Origin of the sequence: Candidatus Lokiarchaeum ossiferum, from assembly GCA_025839675.1 — an archaeon.
GTDB lineage: Archaea > Asgardarchaeota > Lokiarchaeia > Sigyniarchaeales > Promethearchaeaceae > Lokiarchaeum > Lokiarchaeum ossiferum.
The window spans coordinates 334,902-359,215 of the sequence record CP104013.1; the positions used below are offsets into that span (position 1 = coordinate 334,902).

Consider the following 24,314-nt stretch of genomic DNA (forward strand, 5'->3'; position numbering starts at 1 on the left):
TGATTAAATTTTTGCTTTTAGTGAATTGCTTCAAAAAACAACATATGTAAATTTTGAAAACAAACTTTATATATAACATACACACTAAAATATGTACTGTACACATTTTATAGTCATATATGGATGTTGATTAATATGTCAAATTTGGATAAAAACCCACCAACTTTAAAAACCTATCACCAATATCTAATCATTTGGATTGGCCAATTGATTTCGCTTATTGGATCAAATATTGTTCAATTTGTTATGATTTGGTGGATAACCATAGAGACGCAAAGCGCTGTATATCTGTCTCTCGCCACATTCTTTGGATACATCCCCAGTGTAATTTTAAGTCCTTTTACTGGAGTATTAGCCGATAAGGTAGATCGACAAAAATTAATAATTCTTGCGGATTTCTTGCAAGCTTTTGTGACTTTATTATTAATATGTTCGTTCTATTTCAATATGATGCAGATTTGGATTTATTTCCTTATTATTTCACTTCGTTCCATATTTCAAACTCTTCAAGGTCCGGCAAAATATGCAATAGTCTCTCAAATGGTTCCAAAAGAAAAACTGGCTCGATTGAATGGATTAGATTATTTCTTCTCAAATATTATGAGTTTAATTGGGGCACCAATTGCAGCTTTATTACTCAATTTCTTTGATATTTTCCAGTTGCTATTCGTTGATATTTTTACATTCCTCATTGCCATAATTCCATTCTTTTTCATACGAATTCCTAAATTAGCACATATTGGAGATAAAGTCCAATTACCCTCAATGGGTGAGTACAAGGAAGGAATAAAAGAAGGGTTTCAATTTCTACGAAGAAATGTTGGTTTTTTCAGTTTAATTTTGACGGCATCATTCGTCAACTTCTTCATCATGCCTTTTACTTCTTTGCTTGCCTATTATATCAATGTAGATAATGGAGGAACTGAACAGCATTTAGCTTTAGTGATGATGGCTCAGCAAGCAGGATTAATATTTGGGGGGTTAATTACTACCATAAAACCAAAGCGGAAGAATCCTATGAAATTCATGCAGTTTATTTTAACTATTCAATTTATTGGATTTGCAATTATTGGACTCGCACCTCTAGGATCCTATTGGATAATGAGTCTTGGTATGTTTGTTTCAGGAATGACTTTTCCCTTTACTAATACGATTATCTCAACAATATTCCAAAAAAATGTACCAAATGAAGTCCAAGGACGCATTAGCACAGTTTTAGGTGCATTATCAATGTTAATAAGTCCCATTGGGATGATAATTTCAGGACCTTTAGCCAATTTAATGAGTACTAAGCTATTATTCATTGTATCGAGCCTTATACCAATATTAGCCATTCAGTTTATCTGGAAATTTACACCTATTATGGACGCAGAAAAAATAGTTCAGGATAACAAATCATTAGAAGTGCTCAAAAATCCTGAAATTATGACTGAAGTCGTACCAGTTAATATAAAAGAACCAAGGGAAGAACAGGAATCACTTTCTTGATACCATCTAATATTTAAATTAGTAGAATTTTTTCTTTAATTCCATTTTGGAAAGAATTGAGCTATAATAGAATAATTCCGAGTCCTATAATTATATTAGTATAAAATATGTATGAAAGTATAAAAAAAAGAAGCAATAAAAGTAGTTAGAATCATAATTAAACCAGAAGAATTTTATGAACCGCTTCAACCCACTCCGATTCATCAATATTGCCTAAATTGCCTGTTTTTATAAATCCTTCAATCTCTGTTTGATATCGTTCTTCTAAGTAATTATTTAAGTAATTTAGCCGTTCCCTAAACGAGTCGTCAACAGAATCACTTGTTATTGCAAATATTTTTGCATATTTTCCAACTGCAGCATTAATTTTAAAATTTTGATAATCTACTTCATTTAACATCCCCTTTCCTCCACTAATTTCTTCTATAAAAGAATCCATCGCAGATAGGAAACCTGAAATCATCAATTCGTTTAATGGCATACCCAATTTTGTTGCGTGAGAAAACATAGATAACCCTGAATCATTGGATATTATAAGCAAATTTTTAAAAATATCTTGATATTTCAGATTCTTTTTTGAAGCTTCCATCAAATTGTGAGAGTTTTCTGGAATATAGAATAACTGAACATCTTTGGGTCGATAGCTTTGCTTTTCAGAAAATGCATATTTAGAGATTTTTACTACTTGGGATGCTGCACGAATCGGAGTAGAAGGTAATTTACTAATGTAAGCATTTCTAAGTTCTTCAACTTCACGCTTTGATTTTCCTCCTTTCAATATCCCAAAAATTTGCTCTTGAACAGGATCAACCACATATAACCAACAATTCAATTTTTTCATATCTACTAACAGTCTTTCATATCCTATTTTTAAAACTCCGACTGGTGTAGTCACAAAAATTTTCCAATCTGAGATTTCACCAGCTCTCTCAATATTTAAAAATGTTTCACGATATTTTTCTTGAATATCGTTTCCAGTTAGAATAAATACAGATTCAGTTTTTAAACGCGGATCTTTTTTAGTTAAATATAGATCAATATTGTATTCTTCATCTTTTTTGTTTTGAAATACGTTAATTTTTAAGTCGGCACAATAATCGGCAAAAATGTTGATTAAATCAGATTTTGCAATAAAATCAAACATCGCTAAATTACATTGCATCACTTGGGATGTGCAAATGTCTTTCCCGATAAGTTCAACTTTATTTAATTTTTCTTTTTTTAACCGTTTTTCAATTATTTCACTCGAGAGATAATAATCCAAAATAATTGTAAGGATTGTATCCTTCTCAAAATGATCTTCAGGATTTATTAAAGCTTGGATCAAAGCAAACTTGTGTAAATCTTCAACGGAACTGTGCTCAAATAAACATTCCAAGCATATTAATCCAAATTTTACTGGATTACTTTTTGATAAAAGTGCAAATTTTTCACGATTTGTTGTCATTATTTAGTTCACTTCGCAAACTTTTCAAATTGATAAAGTTGATTTAATTAAAGGGACTATGAGATGATCTATTGATGCAATTGATTGACCAGTTTCATAGAATAAGTCCAATTCTTCATTAAGTTTTTGCTCAAATAATTTTGTAAACACGGCTAAGCGTTCTTTAAAAATTTGACCACCACTTTTGGATAATATCGAAATAACTTTAATTTTTTTTCCTAGAATGGCATTTATTGTAAAACCTTGATAATTTATTTCTTCTAATTTAGTAGAACCCGAAACAGAAGATACAAAAGAATCAAATGCAGAAAGAAAACCACCCACCATTTGTTCATCAACATCTTTCTGTTTGTATGAATAAATTGTCAGACCTGATTTTTTATCCAGAATAATTAGCGAACGAAATATATCAATAAACATTGGTTTTATTAATTTGGAGTGTTCCATCATTTTGGATACCGCTTGGTCTGAAAAGAAGAATTTACGGTAAATTTTATGCTTATATGCATATTTCTCTTCAAAAGCATATTTTGAAATTTTAACCACTTGTGAGGCGGTCCTTAATGGTGTGGAGGGGAGATTAGTGATATATTCATCACGAAGATTTGAGTCTTCATTTTTTGATGTTTTTCCTTTTTCCACTCCAAATACACGTTTTTGAACAGGATCAACTATATACAACCATGTGTGTAATCGCTTCATATCAGCAAGTAATTTATCCATTCCAATGATTAAAGCCCCAATTGGAGTAGTTACAAACAGCTTCCATTCTGAAATTAAGGTAGATCTGGCAAGAGAAGACAAGATTTTTTCATAATCTTCCACCTTTAATTCAAATCCGGTCCGAACTATTACTGATTCGGTGGTTACGAATACTCCTTTTGTTTTTTTAATAAGATATGCGTCAAGATTGTAAATTTCATCGTTTAAAACACGATACACATTGATACCAAGATCTGCACAATAATCGGCAAAAACATTGATGAGTTCTGTTTTGCTCACAAAATCGAATAGAAATTCATTTGATGTAACTGGGAGCAACTTTAGGAGATCGTCTCCAAGATAATGGATAGAATCGAGATAAGAAGATTGAATCGCTTTTTCAGATTGATATTGGTTGTAATAAAAATGAAGAATTTTGTAGATAATTTTCTGTTTTTCTTTTATCTCATCGGTAGCAAGAATTATTCCTTTCTTCTGGCATAATTGTAAAAGATCCTCGATCCGGGATCTAAATAGTATTTCATCTACGGAAATATAATGATATCTAAATGAATTCTTAGCGCTCATCTTATTTACAATATCTAGGAGCTGTGCTTCTTCCATTAATCACTATTAAACGTTTTCTTATAAAAACACTTATTTAATGATTTATCTTTTTTTAACGAAAAATACTTTTAGATTAAAATGTCTCCATTTTATGACCATTTGAATAATTGAAAAGGAAAGAGTTGTATAATTAATATAATTTATTTAAAAGGAGAAGCAACAAACTAGAAACGTGGTAAAAATGCTCACGGAAGATGAATTTGCTAAAAGTGCTGGTTTAAAAGTGGGAGATATGGCACCTGATTTTTCTCTAGTCAATACCGATGGTGAAATCAAAGTATTATCCCAACTCTATAAATCGAGTCCTTTAATCGTGAATTTTTTTCGAGGCTCTTACTGAGTGCCTTGCAAAGAATTTTTTGTGAAAATAAACCAAAATTTGGATAAATTTAAGAAAATTGGGGCAAAAATGATTTCAATTGCTATTGATAATCCGAGAAAATTAAGAAAATTCAAAGAAGTCAATAAATTTGACTTAGAGATTTTAGTAGATCGCCGAGGTGCGATATCTAAAAAATATAATGTGTTTACTACTGGAACTAAAGCGGATCATAAATCTCTAAAATTTCGAATCTCGATTCCCTCAACATTTTTAATAGATGAAACTGGAATAATAAGATGGCGGTTTATAGGTACCAGAGAAATAAGACCATCAATTGATTCTTTAATCTCCAATTTTGAGAAAAATTTTCCAAATAGAACTGTCTAAAAGATCAACCCCTGTTGCAGAAAACATAAGGTGTAACAGAGTTAATCGTAGCAATCGATTGATCTTTTTTTTTTCATTTTCATCAATTTCATCAATTTTATCAGAAATCTCTAATTCTAAATTAAACTTCAAATTAATTCTATTTTTTATTTTAAACATATTTATTAAGGTTAAGATAAAAATTGTATAAAGTATGTTCCGAGAAGAGTTGGAAGAATTAGTTGTTCAAGAAATGCCAAATTGTATTGGCTGCAATGAATGTATGCGGGTGTGTCCCGTTTCAAAAGACCCCGGAATGACAATTTCAATGCTAAATGATCCAATTCTGTCAAACACACCCCCTAAAGGGATAGTAAGAGATTTTGCCCTGAATTGTATACAATGTGGAGAATGTGTTCCCGTCTGTCCCCCTGGGGTTCGGAGAGATTTAATGGTGCTCTATTTGAGGGCAAACATATCTTCCTATCCATCGAATTACGAAAATTATGTCATGCTAAAGCAACCTAACCCTTCCCAAATAGCAAAGGGATTATATGCTGTAAAAAGGCGATCCGCAAAAAAAACTCTAGGAAATTTATATGATAAATGTGATCCCAAAGTGTTAAAAAAGGCGAAAGTATTATTCTATCCGGGTTGCTACATTTTTAACGAGATCTGCCATAAAACGACTGCAATTTTAGATTACCTTAAAGAAGATTATGAAGTCTTGGGGGGTTATACTTCATGCTGTGGATGGCCCCAATATTTGCAAGGACGAATGGAAATGGCCGATGAATTTTTGGAAAGTTTATATAAATATATTATGAAAGTAGACCCAGAATATATAATTACCACATGTGCGGAATGTTTTGCCGCTTTACGTAAAATCAAAGCAATGAAGAATGTAAAATTTATACCTCTAACTACCACTGAATACTTTTTATCTAAAGCAGATTTACTGCCCTTAATTAAGTCAAAAAAAGCATATGGATTTCACGATTCATGCCATATATCGCGAAAATACTTTCGAGATGAAGCCCCTCGTATATTATTATCAAAACTTGGTGAAGTTTACGAATTAAAAGATAATCGTGAGCAATCAAGTTGTTGTCATTATTACAATTTTGAAAATGATGCAATAAATTATACTAACCGCAAAGAGCGGATAGAGCAAGTTAAATTAGGCTCTGATACTATGTTAACCGATTGTATTACGTGTTATGAAGTCTTTAAGGAAAAAATGGAAAAGGAAAACCTTGAAATCGTTGATTTCAATGATTTGATATTTGAATGCATACATAAGGAGGCATCCAAAGAAGATCAAAGCGAATAAAAGATTTGTGATTAATATGGTAAAAAAATATAAACCTGGAATTGTTGTTATTGGTGGAGGTCAAGCAGGAATACATGCAATTGAGGAGATTCGCAAGTCCGATGGTAAAATCCGTATTTATTTGATTGATCATGACAAACATTTGTTTTATTTCCGTGCTGCTTTGAAATATTTTGTAAAGAAGCAAATCGAATTACCCAATTTGAATGCACGTATGGACAATTTCATTAAAAAAAGCAATGTGACTTTTTTTCAAGATGAAGTGAAAAATATAGATAGAGATCATCAATTTGTTTATACTGAGAATAGTTTAGAAATTCCCTATACTAAATTGCTAATTGCTACGGGAGGGATCCCTTTCATTCCTCCAAGTTTAAGAAAGGACGTTGACGGAATATTTCCAATGCATTCTTTGGAAGATACTCTCAATATTTGTGAAAAAGCAGATTCTGGAATATACAAAAAGATTGTAATTTTAGGAGCAGGTGTACTAGGTACAGAACTTGCAGAGTCATTGATAGAACGAGGTGTTTCAGTTTCAATTCTTACTCGGGGATATGTTTTAGTTCCAAAAATGTTGGATACAAAGAGCTCCGCAATTGTGGTCAAGAAATACCAAAAATTAGGTATGGATATCCAATTCAATGAATCAATATCTGAAATCCATACTGATGAATCTGGGCAATTAACAGCAATTACAAACTCTAAAAATGAAAAAATAGAATGTGATTGTTTGTGTGTATGCACAGGTATTCGTCGCAATATTCAACTTGCCCAAGAATGCAATTTAGAAACAGATAATGGAATTAAAGTAAATCAATTCCTTCAGACGAGTGATCCAAACATCTTCGCAGCGGGGGATGTAGTGGAATATTATATTCCTGAATTAAAAACTCACAAGTTGATTGATTTATGGGGACCTGCTGGAAAGATGGGGAAAATTGCAGGAAACAATATGACTAGGGATCACATTACTTATAACTTGGGCACTTTCCATGCTTATACAATATTTGCAGGACTGAATTGCCATGTAATTGGAGAATTTAATCCCAAGAACCCATCTGAGTATGAGATTTTAGAAACGGAATATTTAGTTCGGGATCAAGTTTGCCTGTTTAGACTTATTTTGCAAGATAATCTCATTAAAGGAGTGTTTTCACTCGGTGAAGCTCGACATCCAATGATCCTGGAAAAAATTATCACTTTAAAAAAACAAATTCCTTCCAATATCACGAAATCGATGCTCTTAGAAAGAGGGTTTGATTTTGAACGTATCTTATACTATCAAGAACATTAAGGGAAAAAAATGGTTTTCAATTGGTATATTCTGTTGATAATGGTAGGGTATGCCTTTTTTAACGGAATAGGATCCTTAGGCTTTAAATTAGGTCTGAAAAAAATAGATAAACCTTCTGTTTCACTACAAAATCTTTCAAAAGAAAATCGAAGTGCTTATATTCAGTTATTAAAAACACCAATTTGGTTATTTGGATGGCTTTGTTTAGGGATCGACTTTCTAATATATCAAATAGCGATAAAAAATTATGATCTCTCTGTAATTAAGCCTTTGGTCAACTTGAATTTAATTTTTGTAATCCTCTTTGGAACTATAATTTTAAAGGAGAAAATTGGACTTTTCGAATGGATTGGAATCACATTTATAATTCTTGGAGCAATTATGATAACTCTGTTTAGTACACCCTCAGAAACAAATATTAATTTGCCTAAATTGATAATCTTCATTGGACTCATTTTGATAAGTGTAGTTTTGTTAGTTATTGCAAATCAATTTACCTCAATAGATAATAAGGAACTAATTTTAGGATGTTTTTCGGGAATATTGTACGGCACAGGATCAATTTTTAATAAAGCAGCATATTCCACAAATAATTCTTATTTTCTAACCATAGTATTTATTATATTTTTTGGAATTTCATATGGTTTCGCATTTTTAAGTGGGCAAAGTGCCTATTTAAATGGAAGAATGAGCATTGTGTCAACTTTAGTAAATGTTTTTAGCATATTAACTCCCTTCATTGGAGGGATTTTGATTTTTGAAGAAACACTCATAATAGATACCCCAATAGGTTGGATGAAATATTTGAAGATAATTGGGTTAATTTGTATTCTTTTAGGAATAGCTTTTACTTCTATCAAAAACGGAAAAGAGAATAACTCTCCAGATTAATAGCATTGAATCGCTGGTTATACAATGTTCATCTAATATTTTCCACCTTATGTTGAAAATTCTTAATTTTTGCAAGTCTTTGGGTAATATCTTTAAATTTTTCAAAAAGAGGTAAATTGTTAATTTTACCAGAAATTTCAGTGTCAAAATTAACCCAATTGTACCAAATATGCCCTTCCATTGATTTTATAGGCATATGAGAAAAAATACGATCTAAATATTGCGGATCTTCAGTATAACCATATTCTGCGATAATGTATGGCTTTTTATGCTTTTGAGTTTGTTTTAAGACCTTTAGAAAGTTTTTTTGGTATTGTTTAAAATCAATATTGGATTTTTTTGCCATAAACTTCAGATATTTGACCATTAGTGGATATGAGCGCAAAATAATTTTAGGAAAAATGGAATATATCTTCGCTGCATCTTCAAGAAACATCTGAAAGACCGCACCTACATCTTCTTCATCATTACGAGAGATAGAATATTTGTACATGAAATAATCGGCCCCAATAATATCAGCATTATAATATTTTGGGAAATTTAGATTCGCATTCGTTACAATTGTAGGTCGATTGGTTTTTTTTGAAATATTTTTTTGCACGGCATCAAGATATCGATGAGGGGATAATAATCCATGATAAACTTCATTATTTATGCAGTAAATAATGATATTAGGATACTTTTCAGCAGAATATTTTTGCAAAAATTGATCCAAAATGGATAAAGAAGGTTTCAAATTCCAGTTTACTGGTAGGTTCATTACAATGTTAATTCCTTCTTCACCTAAGATCTTCAAACCTCCATCTGGAATACTCGAAATATGCTGGCCATTTAGAATAGTGGGCCATATTCTGACCGTATTAATATTCATTTCTTTGAGTAATGGGATGATATTCTGGATTAATTCAATAGAAGCCATTTTTGGAGTATAAATTTGACGAGGGTCTTTTTCTAAACGAAACTTATCCAAAAATAAATTCATTCCTTGAAGAAAGAATCTTTCTCCATTGAGATATAACTTTTGATTGATAATTTCAAATTCCATTTATTTCCCAAGTTCCTCGATTCAAATTTTATTTTTTACATAAATTGATTTTTAAATTGATTATGCTCTATATTTAATTGAACACACTTATTAAGGTTAAGAATTTCAATATTAAAAGGTAGATTTTATTCATATTAGGATTAGCATGATATCGATAGAAAGATAAAATGTATTTTCTTATGAGAATTTGACTATTGAAGAATATAAGGATGGGAAATAATGCTTGATACGAGACTTAATAAAAGCAAACTGTCAAAAAAAATTGAAGCAATAGCGGAAAAGTATCTGCTTACCCATATTTCAGCTAATAAAATGACCATTATAGGATTAATACTAGGTATTCTGAGTTCGATTTTGTTTATTTTTCCTTATGTATTGAATTTGAACTCCGGATTTCAGCAAGCTTTAGTCTTATTTGAAACGGATGTCAAGAATAATTCTTTAATACAAGCATTTAGAAACAGCCTATATCAAGCACATTTATTGAATTGGACATGGCAGCTAGGAGACACCTTTTTCTTATTAAGCTTGGTAATGATGCTTCTTTCATTTACTTCTGATGTTTTTGATGGTCCACTTGCTCGTTTAAAAAAGCCCACAATATTTGGAGGAATATTAGATATATTCTGTGATCGGACAGTAGAACTCGCTTTGATAATTGCAATAGTTTTCTCAGATCGAGAAAAACTCGGATTTCCTGGTAGTATTGCTATTAGTTCTATTGTTCTCTGTATCAGTATTTTTCTGCTCATTGGTGGCGCAGTTAATCGTTTGCAAGAAAAAAACTTAAATCAACAAGCAAAAGTAATTTTTTATTCCACGGGAATCATGGAACGCACCGAAACATTCATTTTCATATTACTAATGATGGTGTTTTCGATCTTTCGCTTATTTTTATTGTACTTGTTCGCATTTTTAGTCTTTTTAACTGCATTTCAACGATTTTATAATGCTTATAAAATGTTCTATAAAAAATCCAGCAAAACTGAATAAAATAGGATGTTTCCAAGATAAAAAAAAAATTTTTTGAATATGTGCTTATATTTCTTTTTTTTTATACAAATTCCTTAATATTTTCTAAAATGTGCTGATGAATTCTTGTTTAATCAAGTAATATTTAAGGATGTCGGTAATTTCATTGATTATAAACATATTATGAAAATTTAATTTGAAATATAATTTTTTTTCAACTAACATTTTTAAGTATAAACAGTGGACCTTTTATCAAGTAAAATCTAATCATAAATTAGAAATTTGATATACAACGTTTTTTTTTAATACATCAAGTTTGAGGTAAATAAAATGGACTATTTAAAATGTAAGCACTGTGATGAACTCTTTGAAAAAGTTTTTGAAGGTTCAGTTTGTGATGAACACGGTTGTGCCTGCAACGATATGGATGTTGTAGAGCCAAAGACCGCTGACTGGAAAAATGAAAAACATGTCCCCGTTGTGGAAAAGACAGAAAAAGGAATTAAAGTAACTGTTGGATCTACTCTACATCCGATGGTTGATGATCATTGGATAACAATGATTGAAGTTGTAAAGGATAATATGCAATATCGGGCTTATCTAAAACCAGGCGATGCCCCCGTTGCTGAATTTCCAATTGATGATGTAAACGTTCTTGCGCGCGAATATTGTAATAAACATGGCCTTTGGGCTAATAAATAAACTTTTTTCATTAACTATTTAATAAAATGTGATAAAAAATATGACTAAATCTGAAGAAGACCTGATGGCGGCCTTTGCTGGAGAAAGCCAAGCTAACCGAAAATATCTCGCATTTGCAAAAAAAGCAGATAAGGAAGGATTTAAACAAGTTGCAAAAGTGTTCCGAGCTGCTGCTGCTGCAGAAACAGTCCATGCACATAATCATCTCCGAGCTGCTGGAGGAATAAAAGATACTGTTTCAAATGTAAAAGCTGCTATAGAAGGCGAGCACTATGAATTTTCAAATATGTATCCGGAAATGTTAGAACATGCAAAGCAAGATGGAAATAAAAAAGCAGAGCAATCCTTCCATTGGGCAAACGAAGTCGAAAAAATCCATCATAAATTATACTCTGGTGCATTAGAAGCGATAGAAAAGAAGGAAGATCTCCCAGAACAAGAGATGTATATCTGTCCTGTCTGTGGTTTCACTGTTGAAGGTGAAGTCCCAGATCTTTGTCCCGTCTGTGGTGCTAAAGGATCCACTTTCCAGTTGATTGAATAAACCGAGAGAGATCATTTAATTTTACATTTTTTTTCCTTTAATTCTTGAAGCCATTTGGAGACTTCTTCTGATTCAATAGATATTTTATCTTTTCCAAACCAAAAATATCGCAATTTTTCTAAATGAATGAGAGAATCAGGTATTTTTTTTATGGGATTATCTGCTAATATCAAATTTTGTATTTCAGTCAAATTACCGACCCATTCGGGTATTTTTGTAAGTTCATTTCCGAATAAGTTAAAATCTTGTAAATTTTTTAGAGACTTTAAAGAATCGGGCAATTTTTTTATTTTATTTCTAAATAATGATAACTCTATTAGATTTTCAAGCTTCCCTATTTCATTAGGCAAATCTACCAAACAGTTATCACCGAGAGTCAATTCTTTTAATAAGCTCAGATCACCAATCCAAGTAGGAATTTTTTTAATTTTATTTTTATATAAAACCAATCGAGTTAATTGTGTCATTGTTTGAAGCCAATCTGGAAGTTGCTCTAAATTCAATCCAAATAAATAAATATGTTCTAATGTTTTAATAGAAGACAACCATTCTGGAATTTCTTGAAGAGGATTTCCCCCAATATTTAAAGCCTTAAGCTTCTTAACTTTACGAATCCAATTTGGTATTATTTTGAAATAATTATTTTGAATATGGAGTTCAGAAAATGCTTCTAAGTGCTGCAAATTTGAGGGAATGCTGGATATTTCATTATTGGCGATCCATAAATAATTAAGCGATCGTAATTTTGTAATGGAATCCGGAAGAATCTTCAATTTTTGATTTTGCAAAGCAAGTGCCAATATACGCCCTTCACGCGCAATAAATCCAAACATATTTCGATTAAAGCGAGAGATTGCAGGAATTGGTTTCGAAATAAGCTGCTCAATTTCAAGTAAACATTCGCACTCTTCTTTATGTAGTTCAATATTTTGATAAACTTCGAGATTTTGGGAGTTTTTATCTATCATTTAAATTCACCAATCAATAGAGAAAAAAAATCAAAAAATGATACTTAAGTGCTTAAAAATCATCATTATCTAGCATTAAAATACCAATCATAGCAAAAATGGAGACAATTTTTTGTAAAGGTGGTTGAAGATCTTGGTAAATACAGTTATTTGGAGTAGGACATAACACACCTCGCAGAATGGCTAATATCATATATCCAAGCAACAAGATGCATAAAAAGATCAAGAATATTTGATCATAATCGATTTTTTTCCCTTCTAATCTATCTTTTTGTTTTCGTTGTACTCTTAGGAATTGGCAGAAAATACAATAGATATAGAGACCCAATACAAAAATCATCGCACCAATCCGATGAATCATTGAGTATTTTTCAATGTTATATGGAAAACATGTCCCAATTGCACCTAAAAACATGGCATCTAGTGAAATTCCCTTCATTACATTCAATTTAGCCCTATTTTGCTTGGCAAAATATTCAAAGGACATTATAAGTCCAATTAGCCCCATTAGAATAAAACCTATAACAAAAATTAATCTCGATGTGGAATTATCACTACCTAAGATAGTAATAGTTGGTCCCAATTCGCTGATAAAGAATGTGAAGAACTTATAATCATCTGGATAAAAAATAATGGCTAAGCTTATGGTTGCAACAAATATAACCATTAAAATATAAATCATAGTTTTAATTTTTTTGACATTTACTACAGACATAATGTATTACTCCTATAAAAAATTGAATCAGTAAAAATATCTTAGTCAAAAAGCTTTAAAATTGTTTCTCAGTCAAATAAATTAACCTAAACATTTGCATTTTTAGTATCCTCCCTAAAAAATTCTACAATTTTTTTTTTAAAGATATAGAACTTATGATTTTCCCTAACAGATCCATCGACTCAAAATATGATTCTTGAATTGTAATTTAACCTGTATATTAGATAGTTGTTCTGGGGCCTGTCTATAATTTAGCTCAGAAGAGCCTTTGAAAAATTTGGACATTAAAAATAAATAATAAAAAAATAAAACTAGAAACGTTTAGAATCAATTAACTTTTGTAACTTCCCAAAATCTAAGGTTCTTTCATATAAGGGGGAAGAATTATGTTTATAGGCAGAACTTTCTTCAACGAAGGTTCGTTTATTCGTATTTTGATAAAAAATACCTGTGGGGTATTTTCCAGTTTCTAATGCTCTCGCAAAAGCCATCTGTTGATTTGATTTATCATGAGATGATTCGAGTTCGTAAGTATTTTCTTTATACCACTTGAAAGTATTAATTTTATTCATAGAAACACATGGTACAAAAGAATCTATCAAAGCATAGCCTTTATGCTGGATTGCTTGCTTTATGACTTCCTTAGTTTGTTCCATATTCCCTGCAAACACGCGAGCGACAAATGTTGCACCCATTGCAATTGCTACTGCTAATGGATTAAATGGTTCATTAGTTACCCCATTAACTTGAACGGGAGTAACTAATCCTTTTGGACTAGTCGGCGAAGCTTGTCCTTTTGTTAGCCCATAGATCATGTTATTATGCACGATTTGCACAATATTAGAATTTCGTGCCATTTGAGCTAAAAAGTGGTTTCCTCCTTCCCCATAGGAACAGCCATCGCCTGAATCAACGATTACAGTCAAATTTGGATTGCAAGCTTTTACAGCCATGGCTGCAGGTAAAGCGCGTCCATGTAATCCATTAAACATATGTCCTTTCGTATATTGAGGGAGTTTAGCGGCTTGTCCAATACCCGATACAAATACAAGGTTATCATTAGGAATCTCAAGATCTGCTAAAGCTTGTCGTAATACTTTTTGAAGTGTAAAGTGACCACACCCGGGACACCATGCTTTTTCATGGGGCATATCATAATCTTTTTCAGTTAAAGTCAAATTAATTGGCCTCCTTTTTAATAATATGAGTTATTTCTTCTACAGAATACGGTTTACCTGTATATCGTAGAAATTGTTGCTCTTTTGGTATTGAAATATCTGCATGGAGTTTTAATATATTTGCAAACTGACCAGTGGCATTATTTTCAAGGATTACAATTTTTTTTGGTTTCTGTAATAATTTTGTTGTTTCTGCAGGCAACGGATATAGTTGATGGAAATGTACTAAAGAAATGTTCTGATCATTCAATTTTTCTATAGCTTCTTTCACAACATGATAATTAGATCCCCAACAAAGGAAAGCAACTGAATTATCGAGATTTCCCTCAATCGTTGGCAACTCTGCAACTGCTTGAATTAAATCAAAGCGTTTGAATAGCCTTTTTTCCATCATTTTCGGCCGAATATACTCCATATCTTCAGTAATATGTCCATTTTCATCATGTTCATCGGAATCCGCACGAATTAATCCCGTCCCAAACCCTGGAACTCCCCGTGGACTAATACCGGACTCCGTAAACTTATATCGCTGATAATTATCCTGAGTTTCAACGATATTTTTATCAATTTGTAAATGAGAAATATCCAAACTTGGTATATTATAATAAGCATCTACAAAATCTTGGTCAGTTAAGACAAATACTGGGACTTGGAATTTATCTGCTAAATTGAATGCTTTTTGGGTTAAGTAAAATGCTTGCTGAATTGAACCAGGTGCAAAAATTATTCGTTGGAATTCACCATGACCGGCATATAAAGCCAAATTCAAATCTTCTTGAGCAGTACGTGTAGGTAAACCAGTAGCAGGTCCAGGACGTTGTGCGATATGGATGACTAATGGACTCTCCATAATTCCCGCTAAAGATACACCTTCGGTCATTAGAGCAAATCCACCTCCAGAAGTGGAAGCAATTGCCCGTGCACCCGCATACCACGCAGCAACAGTTTTATTTATTGCGGCAATTTCATCTTCAGCTTGATCTACAACAATTTCAAACTCATTGGAATTAGCTGCCAAAAATTGTAAGACTCCAGTGCTTGGTGACATGGGATAAGCTGAAATGAAATTACATCCGCCTGCAATCGCACCTAACGCGACAGCTTGATTACCATTGAATAATATTTCATTTTCTACTTCCGAATTTTTCTCAAGATTAATTTCAATAACTTTGTCCTTTAACATTTGAGTTCCAAGATCAAAACCCTTATTGAAAGCAAGAATATTTTGAGTTATTATTTTTTCTCCTTTCTTTTGAAATCGTTCCTTCAAATATTTCTCTGCAATTATTGGGTTTGCATTGAAAATCCCAACGATTACACCCGTCGCGACCACATTTGAGTAAATTTTACTTCCAAATTCAGATGCAATATTGTTGAAAGGAATTTCATGAGTATTGTTTTTATTCTTAATTAATTCTGAATTAATATTTGAGGGATCCGCAAAAATCACGGTTTCTTTACTGATCCGCGAATTTAAGTGGTTAAAAACGGCTTTAGACAATGGAATTAAAATATCGATCCGTTGAACATAGGCTGCGACTCGATGCGAAGAAATTCTCAATTCTGTTGAATTAGTTCCTCCTCGAACTCGACTTTCATATTCTTTTGTAGCAAAAATATGATACCCGCTCATTTTTAATATCCCCACCAGCATCTCTTCGACTGTTTTAACACCTTGTCCCGCTGCACCAGATATTACGATTGAATAATCTTTCACTTTGATCAACTTAATCTTTTATTAGTAAAATGACCTAAATAGTCTGTGATTTATTTTGAATGCAATTCTTATAAAAGGCTCGTTATAAAATAAAAGAAAAAATCGATGAAGAAACTAAACTTCATATCCTTAATTAAATACGTTCAAAATCATCTGGATCGGTAGCTCCACAAACGGGACATTGTTCAGGTGGATCTTCTGTTTCTATTCGTGATTTCCATCCACAAACGGTACATCGCCAATAACTTTTCATTTTTTTTAATCACCTTATTCTGATTCTTATTAGATTCGCAATTTGTTTTAGAATATTAACTTTTTTCTTTGATTTTTAAAGATTTTCATTTAACTCTAAAAACAGTATTTTAAAGAATCTAAAATCAATTTTGAATTCATCTGGTATATGTTTTTTAGTTTTTTTTTAACAGAGAAACTAATTAGAGGGTCAAGAATAACATCCAGATTGATTTTGATGGTTTTACGAAATTCTTGATTATAATCCAGAATTTTATAAAAATTCTAATATTATCTTCTGAAAAATCCACTTTTGGATTTTCCTCAATCGATTCATAGTGAAATGGATCATTTTAAGTTTTTTTTTTACCATAAGTCGAGAAAATATGATCATTTAACTGGGAGTATGGATCGGAGACAATCCATATTGCATTTAAATATGCAGACTAGTTTGTTGTAAATTATTTAATATATAAGGAAATGAGATGAAAATACGAAGGTTTTAATATTTAACTTGACTTAATTAATATAAGAAAATATTACTACTTTAAAACAACATCAAACAAACATTTATCAGCATTAGGTAATATTTATTTAAGAGTTGAATTATATGATACAAGAAAACTGGATTTTGGAAGAATTAGAACGTTATGATCAATCTCTGCTTGATCAACAAAGTGAAAATGCAATTAGAAGACAAGTAAACCACGAATCATTGTTAACCTCTAAAAAAAACGCTCATGCTTATAGAGGATAATCCTTTTTTTCTCAAAATTAAACCAAGTTTATCATTATTTTATATAGTAATTTTTAAAGTACTGTCCAAAGTTAAATCTAGCCGATAGTCAAATAAATTCATTTTTCAATCTAGATCATTCAGGATTTTGTTTTAATAATGACCAGAAATCATGAAACCCAATTAGGTACACTGTTATTAGTACCGATGAAATGATAAACAGAATCGGATTAACTAGCCATAATAGGGTGGCAATCATAAAAAATAATCCTCTCACGCCTAGCATCCAATGATTTTGGGCAGAAATAAATGTTCTTTTAGCTATATTAATTCCCTCAATTTTTTTTATCGAGTATTTGCGGGGATTTCCAGTTATTAACAATGATAATCGAGTTATGAATCTCAATGATAAAATGAAATTTACTAAACAATAAGAAATTACAACAATAATGCTGCTAATTTGAACTAATCCTGTGGTTAAACTATTAAATATAACTGTTTCATCCAGAAAACCCCCAGAATAGAAGCCAACAAGTAAACCTAAAAGAATAAAAAGTGCTGAAATAAAAGAAGAATTTCCCATCATAAAATTTCTCAATGCTTGAACGCCGGTTAATACAGAATCGTCATTTAGACGTTCTTCAACCCAATTTGCATAAATTAATCTCATGACATTTCTCTGCGATGGATTTCTCTTGATTTTGTTTAAATAAAAAAAAACAAAATAAGTTGCGATACAAACAATAAATGTAATTATGGCAAGTTCATGTATCATTTCAATCCCTAATGTACATTTCAGTTATCAGATTTCTCAATTCTTTTTGAGTTAATTGTATCCAAATATGCTTCTCCATGCAATCATCCCTCCTTCAAGCACAATTGGATTTTTAAACCCAACTTGTTTCAATATTTGAGCAGCTGTTGAAGCTCTTCCACCAGATCGACAAATAATCACAATATCATCTTGCTTATATTTATCAAGAGCATCGACATTTGAAATTAGCTTCACAATTGGAATATTTTCAACCCCATCAATATGTTTTAATTCAGTTTTTAATTCGATAGGCTCTCGAACATCAAGTAGGACTAATTTTTCATTGCTATCCATCCGTTTTTTTAAAGTTAAAGGATCAATAGTTGAAAAAAGTTGGTCATTCACCCCTTTACCCATTGTGCCTTTAATTTCACATGCAGGAGAATCAACTGGAATCCAAGCAGCTTGCGGATCTCGAGCACAATTATAATTTGCTTTTAGAACATCCTTCATCCAATCAGCGGGACCAAGTTTCAAATCGGTCAAATAATTAATGAACTGGGATTTGGTTCTCGGTTTTAAGTGAGGATTGGTTATCTTTTGTCTTTTTAGACTTGAGGGTTCTCGATTTCGATAATCATGGGCGGGATATACAATAATATCTTCAGGTAAATGGAGAAATTTTTGTAAACTCTCCCAATGTGCTCCAGGATCTCCACCCGGAAGATCATCGCGTCCAGCACCTCCATCATCTAAAAATAAAGCATCCCCAGTGAGAATTTTTCCAGGAATTAGATAAGAAACCGAATCTTGAGTATGTCCAGGTGTTTCAATGATCTCAATTGGAATACCATTTATATGTAAAACATCCCCATGTTTAACTCTAGTGGACGGACACTTCGCAGGAGCAGAGGAGTGCATAATCAATTCTGCATCGGTAATATCCTTCAAAGCTGCTGCTCCAGAGATATGATCTGCATGAGTATGCGTTTCTAAAATATGAGTTAAGTGAAGATTATCCTTTTTAAGGAGCTCATCATAAGATTTTAAATGGTCTAATAAAGGATCTACAATTATGGCTTCTTTTGCCCCTTCCATCCTAAATAAATACGTTTTACAAGCATGTGGATTTAATTGATCAAATATTATGTTCATGATTTTATCTGTTACTCATTTTTAAATTTGATCTTTATATTGATTTCTGTAAAAAAACCATTGTTAATTCGATTTTATAAAAATAGTCAAAATTGAAATTACAAGGTCAATTCCAAATGCATTATGGGAAATTCAGAATTGTATGAGGTGATAATTATTGGAGGAGGGATCGCCAGTAAAGGAATAAGAATTGCAATCGCTTAGTTAGCAGACAATATTAAGAAACTTAGAATTATAGAAAATGATTTTAAACTGTTTAATGAATATAAAAAACGCCGATATGTGCTAAATTTCAGATGGAATTTAGTTTGAACTTATCGATTCCGTAATTGTTTTTTTTTTTTGATTAGTAATAACTATCGCTGAAATTCCTAATGTAGTAAAAATTAACAAAATACTCGGAGCTCCAGTAATAGATTTTTGTTGAGGTGCAATATAATTAAAATCGAAACTAATTTCAAAGGGAAGGATTGATGGCCAAATATCAGCATTTTTAGAGTGATTAACCTTATATGGAGATTGCCAAAAACTTCCATTAATATCAGAATATGGATTATAAACTAAGTAATCACCCCAATAATTTCCATGCGTACCATTATCCCAATAATTTGAACCACGAGATCTATCGAAGGCTTGACCAAGTTCATTATCGAAAATATTATTTGCATAAATATGATTTTCGCTTGTGGTCCCCCATAATTCAATACCTTTAGCATTTCTTGAAATATTGTTATGATGGGCCGTATTGTTCATCATATCACCAATTCGAAGGCCAATTTTCCCATTGTTTATAATCATGTTGTGATGTACGACGGTGTTTGTCATTTCATAAAGATTCATCCCATTCGCTTGATTATTGGCAATATAATTATATTTCACTAATCCATCATAAGATCGATAATAATATAGCCCAATTTCTGCATTAAAAGATACATTGTTACCGATCAACTCTAAGAATTGATTATTGTAAGAATCCCACCCAAAATTTCGATTATTAGTAATATTACAATTAATTATTTGATTATATTTTGTATGAGCAGAAAAAATACCCTTATGATTATAGACTGTGTTACATTGGATTATTTTTACATAATTCGAACGAATTATAGTGATTCCTGCATCTTGATAGAAATGACCGGAATTGAAGATAGTACAATTCCGAATAATGAGATATTTTTGAACATTCTCAATATAGATTCCAGAACCTTCTCCATTGGAATCTATCACAAGATTTTCTAAAATATAGGGATTGTTGAGAGTTCCTCGTCCTGATAAATCATCGCAATCTCCAAAATTCTTATTTTCCTTTAAAGGATCTATATATATCTTATTATGATAGCCAGTTAAATTTAAAGGATTATTCGTTGAAGTTGCACCCATAGGAACCAAGATTGAGTCTTTTTTATTATTCGTTAAAAATGGATTCTCAATTTTATCTGAGGATTCATCAATATTGACAAACATTACTCCAATGAAAAGTATAATTACCAGACTTAGGGTTAGCTTATTGTGAATTCGTGAATATACCATTGTTCATATTGATTAAATTAAATACGAATAAAAATGTTTTGAAAATAAAAAGTATGTATTATTTATAATTAAATCTGTAATATTTGATATTAGCGAATTATAATCGGTTTAAATCTAAAAAATGATTGGTTTTATTTTTCATAATATTTTTAGTCCCAAGGATAATTTGAAGTATAATCAAAAATAGGCTATCAATTACTTAGTGAATATAATAAACGCCATAAATTGCTAAATTTCAAATGGAATTTAATTTGAACTAGTCTTTTGGTTATACTCTAAAAACACTAAGCTTTAAAGAGAAAGAAGCTAATTTGAATTTAGAATATTTCATTTTTTTATACGAAATATGCTTTTAAAAACACCAATGTGATAAAATTATGGCAACATGGACATGTACATTATGCGGATGGGAATATAACGAAGACGAAGGGTATGAAGATTTTGCCCCTGGAACCAAATTTGAAGATTTACCTGAAGATTTCGAATGTCCCGTTTGTGGGGCTAGTAAAGAAGATTTTGAAAAGAATTAATTTCATTGGAAATTCGAATTTTTTTTATTCTGTATTCCTTTTTACTCTTTAATGATAATAGCAATTTTTGCTATGATTGGTCGCATAATTCTTCTAGGATTTGAGCGCATTTTATTTAAAAAAGCAGGAAAAGATCAAAACTCTTTGGTTTCAACATTTTGGTTATTCGGTCTAGCGGCAGTTTTTCAAATCCCCCTTTTATTTATTTACCCTTTTACATTCCAAGATTTCTTAAATGCAGCCCCAAGTGCAGGAATTTACACTATTACATTCTCGATATATGTTTATGTGCTTTCAAATTATGAAGTTTCCTTAGTAACTCCTTTTTACAATTTCAATGTGTTCTTTTTGTTATTGTTGTCTGTCATTTTTCTTGATGAAGCATTTACAATCTTCAAAATTCTGGGTATATTTTTACTTTTCTTTGGTACTATATTTCTAAATAAGAATGAAAGTATATTAGAATCCTTTAAATCAGTTTATAAGAACCGAGGCTGCCAGTTAATGATTGTGGTATCTTTACTAATGGCAGTGGGTCGAGTACTTGATCGGAATATGATAGAAGAAACATCCCCTCCAATCTATTCCTTTGCCCTATATTTCTTAACGGGATTGTATATTGGAATTATTTTACTATTTCAACGAAAAGGGAAACTAATTGTTGAGTCATTTAAGTCCCAACCGAAAGAATTTTTAGCTGGTGGAGCGGCAAATGCGTATTCCTATTTATTTCTGTTAATTGCTTTTACTGAAATGGAAGTTTCCGTAGCGGAGCCTTTATCTATGCTGTCAGTTATCTTGTCAATCATCCTATCTTATTTCTTTTTTAAAGAAAAAATAAAAAATCGACTTATTGGAGCATTGATCATGTTTTCTGGTGCAATTTTGCTTGTAATAGGAATTTAATAGTAATTATGGAGTAACGCCTTTATACCCTCAAGTGATTGTGTTGGATTTGCGCAAATGAAATTGTGACATAAAAACGCAGTGAACGGGGCTCCAGGCAAATGAGATTTTTCTTTTAACCGCGAAATTGAGGCATTTTCACTACCAAAATAAGTTACTAAAAATGGAATGTAGAATTCTCTCAGCATTTTTTTAATTTCTTTTTTACTATTAGCATTTGTATTATCGATAAGAACTGTGAGCTCATCAAATCCATTACGAGCTAATTGAAAAGCCATTAGTAAAGAACTGGAAAAATCCGGATGATTCTCGGCCATTTCAAACTGACGACTTATGATTGAATTTGCGATCAAGTGGAAATCTTCATTATGGAAGAAATAGTGATACCGTAATAAATTTTCAGCCATAATCGCGCTTGGACTTGGTAGTGGCATGTCCATTTCTTTGATTGGACGGATTGATATGTCATTAACTGTATGATCTGTATAAAAAAAAGTCTTTGACTCATAATCGTAGAAATTATTAATAACATATTTCATCAAAAGCTCAAGTAATGCAAAATCGGAGTGCTGATAAAAAATACTATAACGATCTAAAATTCCTTGAATGAAATAAGCATAATCATCTAAATTTCCGGGAATTTTCGCTTGGCTTTCAGTAAAGATACGAAACATCTGGCCCGTAGCATAATTCACAATATTTTCCTCAAAAAATCCAAAAAGTTTAGCGGTCATTTGGAGTATTTTTGATCCATATTCTTCATCTTCAAATATCCGATGAGCTGAAAATAACCCATGGAGTAGTAATCCATTCCATGAAGAAATTACTTTAGAATCCTTACTCGGAGAAATTCGATTGCTCCGATGATGAAGTAATTTTTCTTTAATTTTAGTTAATTGCATGTTTTCTTCGAGATCAACGGAATTTGATTCCACATCACGAGTTTTATTAGAGTTAGATTGTTTCACGGTGAGAATATTTAAATTATTATCAAAATTTCCTTGTACTGAAATATTGTATTTTTCAAAGAATTCTTCTTGCTCTTGCTCATCTAAGAGCGCTTTTAATTCGGAGATGGACCAACCATAATATTTCCCTTCTTTTCCTTCAGAATCGGCATCCATAGCGGAGAAAAATCCACCTGAAGGATCTTTCATTTCAGATTGTATCCAAAAAATAATTTCTTTTACAATCGCTTTGAACTCAGGCTCTTTAAAATATAAATATGCCTCAGAATATGCCACTAAAGCCATTGCATTATCATATAACATTTTTTCAAAATGGGGGATTGTCCACTTTGCATCAACAGAATATCGATGAAATCCTCCACCGATGTGATCATAAATTCCCCCACTTGCCATTTTTCTTAAAGAATGAAGTATATTGCGCTTCAAATCTGCATGTAAGCTCGGTAAACTATTTTTAATAGAATTTAATTCTCTTAGTAAGAATACATAGGTTGGAAAATTGGGAAATTTCGGAGATTTTCCAAAACCTCCGTGGATTTCATCAAAATTTTGCTGAATTTTGGTCAGGATTTTCTCTATTTGGGGAGAATAATTAATCTCATTTAGTTTTACATCACTTTTCTCTTTCCCATTGGACCTTTTGAATATATTTTCAACATACGAGAGTATTTTAATACCTTGTTCCTCGATTTCTTGAGGTTGGGATTTATATATAGCAACTAATTTATGCAGTAATTCTTCAAACCCTATACGTCCAAAATTTGTTTGCTTTGGAAAATAAGTTCCTACATACATTGGCTTATTATTCGGAGTTAAAAATACGCTTAGCGGCCATCCTCCTTGGACACCCATAACTTGTCCCAAAGTTTGGTAGACATGATCAATATCCGGTCGTTCCTCACGATCAATCTTGATTGAAATAAAGTGATGATTTAAAATTTTAGCGATTTTAGGATCTTCAAAGGATTCATGGGCCATTACATGACACCAATGGCACGAACTATATCCAATTGAAAGAAATATGAGTTTTTTTTCTGACATGGCTCGCTTTATCGCAGAAGATGAATAAGAAACCCAATTAACAGGATTCTCTGCGTGTTGTTTTAAATAGGGGGAAGTTTCAAATTGTAACTGATTCATTGTTTAATAATCACACACTATTTGATGTATAACAACCTATACCTTACAAT

24 protein-coding genes are annotated in these 24,314 nt (G+C 31.6%); 12 read left to right on the top strand and 12 right to left on the bottom strand.

Translation table 11 applies throughout. The features are described from left to right. Window positions 1-135 precede the first annotated feature (135 nt). Window positions 136-1,488 carry an MFS transporter gene (locus NEF87_RS01485; RefSeq protein ID WP_457918329.1) on the top strand — a complete coding sequence of 451 codons (1,353 nt, stop codon included), beginning with the start codon at window positions 136-138 and terminating at the stop codon, window positions 1,486-1,488. A 157-nt stretch (window positions 1,489-1,645) separates the two neighbouring features. Here the strand turns inward: NEF87_RS01485 and NEF87_RS01490 are convergent, their stop codons facing one another. Beyond that, window positions 1,646-2,935 (bottom strand): hypothetical protein, encoded by a 1,290-nt coding sequence (locus NEF87_RS01490; protein WP_457918330.1) that lies wholly within the window; start codon window positions 2,933-2,935, stop codon window positions 1,646-1,648. Between the two features lie 24 nt (window positions 2,936-2,959). Next, window positions 2,960-4,261, bottom strand: a complete 1,302-nt coding sequence (locus NEF87_RS01495) for a hypothetical protein (protein WP_457918331.1) — start codon at window positions 4,259-4,261, stop codon at window positions 2,960-2,962. Between the two features lie 184 nt (window positions 4,262-4,445). Here NEF87_RS01495 and NEF87_RS01500 point away from each other — a divergent pair, with 184 nt between their 5' ends. From NEF87_RS01500 to NEF87_RS01520, 5 genes are all read left to right on the top strand, one after another. Further along, complete coding sequence (locus NEF87_RS01500) at window positions 4,446-4,604, top strand: hypothetical protein (RefSeq protein WP_371804614.1); 159 nt, start codon at window positions 4,446-4,448, stop codon at window positions 4,602-4,604. Beyond that, entirely contained in the window at window positions 4,605-4,973 is a 369-nt protein-coding gene (locus NEF87_RS01505) for a peroxiredoxin family protein (protein ID WP_457918332.1), read from the top strand. 193 nt (window positions 4,974-5,166) lie between these two features. Then, on the top strand, window positions 5,167-6,285 hold the full coding sequence (locus NEF87_RS01510; RefSeq protein ID WP_457918333.1) for a (Fe-S)-binding protein: 1,119 nt from the start codon (window positions 5,167-5,169) through the stop codon (window positions 6,283-6,285). Between the two features lie 16 nt (window positions 6,286-6,301). Continuing rightward, window positions 6,302-7,582 (top strand): NAD(P)/FAD-dependent oxidoreductase, encoded by a 1,281-nt coding sequence (locus tag NEF87_RS01515; protein ID WP_457918334.1) that lies wholly within the window; start codon window positions 6,302-6,304, stop codon window positions 7,580-7,582. A gap of 9 nt (window positions 7,583-7,591) precedes the next feature. Beyond that, window positions 7,592-8,473, top strand: coding sequence for an EamA family transporter (locus NEF87_RS01520; RefSeq protein ID WP_457918335.1), 882 nt, complete (start codon window positions 7,592-7,594; stop codon window positions 8,471-8,473). A 28-nt stretch (window positions 8,474-8,501) separates the two neighbouring features. Here the strand turns inward: NEF87_RS01520 and NEF87_RS01525 are convergent, their stop codons facing one another. Beyond that, the gene (locus NEF87_RS01525) at window positions 8,502-9,518 is read right to left on the bottom strand and encodes a hypothetical protein (RefSeq protein WP_457918336.1); all 1,017 of its coding nucleotides are present in this window, start codon (window positions 9,516-9,518) and stop codon (window positions 8,502-8,504) included. Between the two features lie 219 nt (window positions 9,519-9,737). Between NEF87_RS01525 and NEF87_RS01530 the strand changes: the two genes are divergently transcribed. From NEF87_RS01530 to NEF87_RS01540, 3 genes are all read left to right on the top strand, one after another. Next, window positions 9,738-10,511, top strand: coding sequence for a CDP-alcohol phosphatidyltransferase family protein (locus NEF87_RS01530; protein WP_457918337.1), 774 nt, complete (start codon window positions 9,738-9,740; stop codon window positions 10,509-10,511). A gap of 402 nt (window positions 10,512-10,913) precedes the next feature. Continuing rightward, the gene (locus tag NEF87_RS01535; RefSeq protein WP_457918338.1) at window positions 10,914-11,192 is read left to right on the top strand and encodes a desulfoferrodoxin family protein; all 279 of its coding nucleotides are present in this window, start codon (window positions 10,914-10,916) and stop codon (window positions 11,190-11,192) included. A gap of 40 nt (window positions 11,193-11,232) precedes the next feature. Then, complete coding sequence (locus NEF87_RS01540) at window positions 11,233-11,736, top strand: rubrerythrin family protein (protein ID WP_457918339.1); 504 nt, start codon at window positions 11,233-11,235, stop codon at window positions 11,734-11,736. 11 nt (window positions 11,737-11,747) lie between these two features. Here NEF87_RS01540 and NEF87_RS01545 read toward each other — a convergent pair whose 3' ends face one another. The 5 genes from NEF87_RS01545 to NEF87_RS01565 all read right to left on the bottom strand — a co-directional run bounded on the left by NEF87_RS01545 (window position 11,748) and on the right by NEF87_RS01565 (window position 16,567). Then, window positions 11,748-12,704: a leucine-rich repeat domain-containing protein gene (locus NEF87_RS01545; protein ID WP_457918340.1), complete on the bottom strand. Its 957-nt coding sequence runs from the start codon at window positions 12,702-12,704 to the stop codon at window positions 11,748-11,750. 52 nt (window positions 12,705-12,756) lie between these two features. Then, on the bottom strand, window positions 12,757-13,419 hold the full coding sequence (locus tag NEF87_RS01550) for a hypothetical protein (RefSeq protein ID WP_371804624.1): 663 nt from the start codon (window positions 13,417-13,419) through the stop codon (window positions 12,757-12,759). A gap of 311 nt (window positions 13,420-13,730) precedes the next feature. Beyond that, a complete protein-coding gene (locus NEF87_RS01555; protein ID WP_457920112.1) occupies window positions 13,731-14,570 on the bottom strand; it encodes a thiamine pyrophosphate-dependent enzyme in 840 nt (279 codons plus the stop codon). Between the two features lie 28 nt (window positions 14,571-14,598). After that, entirely contained in the window at window positions 14,599-16,314 is a 1,716-nt protein-coding gene (locus tag NEF87_RS01560) for a 2-oxoacid:acceptor oxidoreductase subunit alpha (protein WP_457918341.1), read from the bottom strand. A 133-nt stretch (window positions 16,315-16,447) separates the two neighbouring features. Next, complete coding sequence (locus tag NEF87_RS01565) at window positions 16,448-16,567, bottom strand: rubredoxin-like domain-containing protein (RefSeq protein WP_371804626.1); 120 nt, start codon at window positions 16,565-16,567, stop codon at window positions 16,448-16,450. Window positions 16,568-17,155: 588 nt separating this feature from the next. On the opposite strand from NEF87_RS01565, the gene NEF87_RS01570 reads away from it, so the two are divergent. Next, the gene (locus tag NEF87_RS01570; protein WP_371804627.1) at window positions 17,156-17,302 is read left to right on the top strand and encodes a hypothetical protein; all 147 of its coding nucleotides are present in this window, start codon (window positions 17,156-17,158) and stop codon (window positions 17,300-17,302) included. Between the two features lie 115 nt (window positions 17,303-17,417). Here the strand turns inward: NEF87_RS01570 and NEF87_RS01575 are convergent, their stop codons facing one another. From NEF87_RS01575 to NEF87_RS01585, 3 genes are all read right to left on the bottom strand, one after another. Beyond that, on the bottom strand, window positions 17,418-18,056 hold the full coding sequence (locus NEF87_RS01575; protein WP_457918342.1) for a DUF599 domain-containing protein: 639 nt from the start codon (window positions 18,054-18,056) through the stop codon (window positions 17,418-17,420). 51 nt (window positions 18,057-18,107) lie between these two features. Beyond that, on the bottom strand, window positions 18,108-19,190 hold the full coding sequence (locus NEF87_RS01580) for an MBL fold metallo-hydrolase (RefSeq protein ID WP_457918343.1): 1,083 nt from the start codon (window positions 19,188-19,190) through the stop codon (window positions 18,108-18,110). Window positions 19,191-19,493: 303 nt separating this feature from the next. Beyond that, entirely contained in the window at window positions 19,494-20,720 is a 1,227-nt protein-coding gene (locus NEF87_RS01585) for a right-handed parallel beta-helix repeat-containing protein (RefSeq protein ID WP_457918344.1), read from the bottom strand. Between the two features lie 377 nt (window positions 20,721-21,097). On the opposite strand from NEF87_RS01585, the gene NEF87_RS01590 reads away from it, so the two are divergent. Together NEF87_RS01590 and NEF87_RS01595 are read left to right on the top strand one after the other, a co-directional pair. Continuing rightward, entirely contained in the window at window positions 21,098-21,250 is a 153-nt protein-coding gene (locus NEF87_RS01590) for a rubredoxin (RefSeq protein WP_371804631.1), read from the top strand. A 51-nt stretch (window positions 21,251-21,301) separates the two neighbouring features. Then, window positions 21,302-22,156 carry an EamA family transporter gene (locus NEF87_RS01595; protein WP_371804632.1) on the top strand — a complete coding sequence of 285 codons (855 nt, stop codon included), beginning with the start codon at window positions 21,302-21,304 and terminating at the stop codon, window positions 22,154-22,156. Here the strand turns inward: NEF87_RS01595 and NEF87_RS01600 are convergent. After that, window positions 22,153-24,264, bottom strand: a complete 2,112-nt coding sequence (locus NEF87_RS01600) for a thioredoxin domain-containing protein (RefSeq protein ID WP_457918345.1) — start codon at window positions 24,262-24,264, stop codon at window positions 22,153-22,155. The genes NEF87_RS01595 and NEF87_RS01600 overlap by 4 nt on opposite strands. Between the last annotated feature and the right edge of the window lie 50 nt (window positions 24,265-24,314).

What these genes read in the sequence shown, in the direction of transcription:
- NEF87_RS01590 (WP_371804631.1), top strand. Translation starts at nt 21,098, where the DNA reads ATGGCAACATGGACATGTACATTATGCGGATGGGAATATAACGAAGAC.
- NEF87_RS01600 (WP_457918345.1), bottom strand. Translation starts at nt 24,264, where the DNA reads ATGAATCAGTTACAATTTGAAACTTCCCCCTATTTAAAACAACACGCA.
- NEF87_RS01500 (WP_371804614.1), top strand. Translation starts at nt 4,446, where the DNA reads ATGCTCACGGAAGATGAATTTGCTAAAAGTGCTGGTTTAAAAGTGGGA.
- NEF87_RS01530 (WP_457918337.1), top strand. Translation starts at nt 9,738, where the DNA reads ATGCTTGATACGAGACTTAATAAAAGCAAACTGTCAAAAAAAATTGAA.
- NEF87_RS01495 (WP_457918331.1), bottom strand. Translation starts at nt 4,261, where the DNA reads ATGGAAGAAGCACAGCTCCTAGATATTGTAAATAAGATGAGCGCTAAG.
- NEF87_RS01550 (WP_371804624.1), bottom strand. Translation starts at nt 13,419, where the DNA reads ATGTCTGTAGTAAATGTCAAAAAAATTAAAACTATGATTTATATTTTA.
- NEF87_RS01570 (WP_371804627.1), top strand. Translation starts at nt 17,156, where the DNA reads ATGATACAAGAAAACTGGATTTTGGAAGAATTAGAACGTTATGATCAA.
- NEF87_RS01490 (WP_457918330.1), bottom strand. Translation starts at nt 2,935, where the DNA reads ATGACAACAAATCGTGAAAAATTTGCACTTTTATCAAAAAGTAATCCA.
- NEF87_RS01555 (WP_457920112.1), bottom strand. Translation starts at nt 14,570, where the DNA reads ATGCCCCATGAAAAAGCATGGTGTCCCGGGTGTGGTCACTTTACACTT.
- NEF87_RS01545 (WP_457918340.1), bottom strand. Translation starts at nt 12,704, where the DNA reads ATGATAGATAAAAACTCCCAAAATCTCGAAGTTTATCAAAATATTGAA.
- NEF87_RS01575 (WP_457918342.1), bottom strand. Translation starts at nt 18,056, where the DNA reads ATGATACATGAACTTGCCATAATTACATTTATTGTTTGTATCGCAACT.
- NEF87_RS01585 (WP_457918344.1), bottom strand. Translation starts at nt 20,720, where the DNA reads ATGGTATATTCACGAATTCACAATAAGCTAACCCTAAGTCTGGTAATT.
- NEF87_RS01595 (WP_371804632.1), top strand. Translation starts at nt 21,302, where the DNA reads ATGATAATAGCAATTTTTGCTATGATTGGTCGCATAATTCTTCTAGGA.
- NEF87_RS01535 (WP_457918338.1), top strand. Translation starts at nt 10,914, where the DNA reads ATGGATGTTGTAGAGCCAAAGACCGCTGACTGGAAAAATGAAAAACAT.
- NEF87_RS01540 (WP_457918339.1), top strand. Translation starts at nt 11,233, where the DNA reads ATGACTAAATCTGAAGAAGACCTGATGGCGGCCTTTGCTGGAGAAAGC.
- NEF87_RS01525 (WP_457918336.1), bottom strand. Translation starts at nt 9,518, where the DNA reads ATGGAATTTGAAATTATCAATCAAAAGTTATATCTCAATGGAGAAAGA.
- NEF87_RS01565 (WP_371804626.1), bottom strand. Translation starts at nt 16,567, where the DNA reads ATGAAAAGTTATTGGCGATGTACCGTTTGTGGATGGAAATCACGAATA.
- NEF87_RS01580 (WP_457918343.1), bottom strand. Translation starts at nt 19,190, where the DNA reads ATGAACATAATATTTGATCAATTAAATCCACATGCTTGTAAAACGTAT.
- NEF87_RS01520 (WP_457918335.1), top strand. Translation starts at nt 7,592, where the DNA reads ATGGTTTTCAATTGGTATATTCTGTTGATAATGGTAGGGTATGCCTTT.
- NEF87_RS01515 (WP_457918334.1), top strand. Translation starts at nt 6,302, where the DNA reads ATGGTAAAAAAATATAAACCTGGAATTGTTGTTATTGGTGGAGGTCAA.
- NEF87_RS01485 (WP_457918329.1), top strand. Translation starts at nt 136, where the DNA reads ATGTCAAATTTGGATAAAAACCCACCAACTTTAAAAACCTATCACCAA.
- NEF87_RS01510 (WP_457918333.1), top strand. Translation starts at nt 5,167, where the DNA reads ATGTTCCGAGAAGAGTTGGAAGAATTAGTTGTTCAAGAAATGCCAAAT.